Here is a 1989-nt window from a genome sequence, read left to right on the forward strand (position 1 = left end):
TGTCTAGTCCCAGCTGATGGCTGACGTTCTGGTCCCAGGTGATGCTTGACGGTAGGCCTAGACAACATCGGAAACCTTGTAGGGCTTGTTCGCCTTCACGTGACGGACGGGAATGTCGGTGGTGCGGCGGATGACCCGGTTCTGGCCGTCCAGCTCGACGGTGATCGTCGTGTCCGACACATGCACGGTCACGGTCTGCCCCGCGTACGGACGCCCGAGCGAGACGCTCTGCCGGCAGACCATGATCGTGCCCACCGCGCTGACCCGCCGCTGCACCCGCACGGGCTCGACGCCCGGCCGCGGCGGCGGTCCGGCCGGCCGCAGGCCCCGCAGCCTGCGGACTTCCTCGCTAGTCAGCGGGTTGGGCCGCACCCGCAGCAGTTCCCGCGAGGACAGGTCGAAGAACGACAGCGTCTCCTCATCGATCCGGACACCCACCTGGCGGCCTCCGAGGATCTCCGCCGCCAGCACCTGGTGCCCGCCCAGGCCCACCAGGCCGCTGTTGTTCACGACCCGGTCCACCTCGAACGCCGCCCCGTCACCGCCCGGCAGCGGGGCCGGCCCCGCCGGACGTCCGCCCCGGGCCGCCAGCCGTCCCAGATCCGCCACCGACAGGTGCGACCGCACGGTCTTGATCCGCGTCCCGGCGATCAGCAGATGGATCACCTGCGTGTCGGCCCAGAACGTCACCGTCAGGCCTGAGCGGGCCGGTCCGAGCCAGAACTGCTTGCCCGCGACTTGCAGATTCCCACTCGCAGGCACCACCCGCTCGAACTCCACCGGCCCGCCGGGCTCCACCGGCACCACTGCCGGCACCTCAGGCAGGGCGGCAGGAACCTCGGAGGCTTCGGTCGGAGCCGGCTCCGGATCCTCTGGGGGCGTCCGCTGCTCGGGCAGCAGCGCGAGCACTCCGGGGATCTTCAGGCCCAGTACGTCCCGCTCCTGCTCGGCAACCGGCGTGAACCGGTCGCCCGGGGCCTGCATGTCCAGCGCCTGATGCGGACGCATGGAGTTGTATTCCTGCACCCACGCATCCAGTGCCGCCTGAGCCTGCTCAATGCTCTCGAACGCGTCGCAGTCGTCGAGGAGTTCGCGCCGCAGTGTCTGATGGAATCGCTCGACCTTGCCGGTCGTGGTCGGGGATGCCGGCTGGGTGAGGCGGTGCGCGATCCCGTTCTCCCGGCAGATCCGGTCGAACAGCACCTCACCGCCCTGTCCGAACCGGTCGGTGAACTGCTTGCCGTTGTCCGTCAGCACCTCCTCCGGCACCCCGAACGCCTGCAAGGCCCGGGCGAAGGCCGCGCAGACCGCCCGCCCGGTCGCCCGCTCCACCACCGACGCGATCACGCAGTACCGGGAATGGTCATCCACCCCGGTCACGACCTTGGCCTCGGTCAACTCACCCGTGACTGGGTTGACCAGCATCACGCCGCCGACGATGTCCATCTGCCACAGCTGCATCGGCCGGTCCCGCTGCCAGCGCTTGTAATCCGACCGCTTCCGGCGCCGCACCCCCGGCTCCACCAGGCCGTGACGGACCAGGATCCGATACACGGTCATCCGTGACGGCGCCGGGCTCACCGTCCCGGACCGCTCCAGCACATGAGCGATCCGCCGCGGACCCCACTTCGGGTGCTTGCGCCGCAGCTCACACACCGCCGCCTCCACCTCGGCAGAAGCCTGATGCGGACACGACGCCGGCCTACGAGAACGATCCGCCAACCCGGCCAGACCCGAAGCCTCATACCTCGACTTCCAGCCGCTCACCGTCTGCCGTGACACCCCAAGCTGAGCGGCGACCTCCGTCACCGTCGCACCCGCCAGCACGGCCAGAACAGCCCGGTATCTCTGCTCGACAACCGACAACTCCACCAGCGCCAATCCCGGCCTCCCCAGACACGCCGCAACGACGCGCACAGAAAAGCCGATCACGGCCACTGTCAACCATCAGCTGGGACCGAACTGTCAAGCATCACCCGGGATCGGACA

Annotated in this window: 1 protein-coding gene; it reads right to left on the minus strand. The window is 69.2% G+C overall.

Translation table 11 applies throughout. The features are described from left to right. Positions 1-57 precede the first annotated feature (57 nt). Positions 58-1881: an IS481 family transposase gene (locus tag ACZ7FF_RS44905; RefSeq protein WP_470820540.1), complete on the minus strand. Its 1824-nt coding sequence runs from the start codon at positions 1879-1881 to the stop codon at positions 58-60. Between the last annotated feature and the right edge of the window lie 108 nt (positions 1882-1989).

It is taken from the genome of Streptomyces sp. NPDC037126 (genome assembly GCF_055605965.1).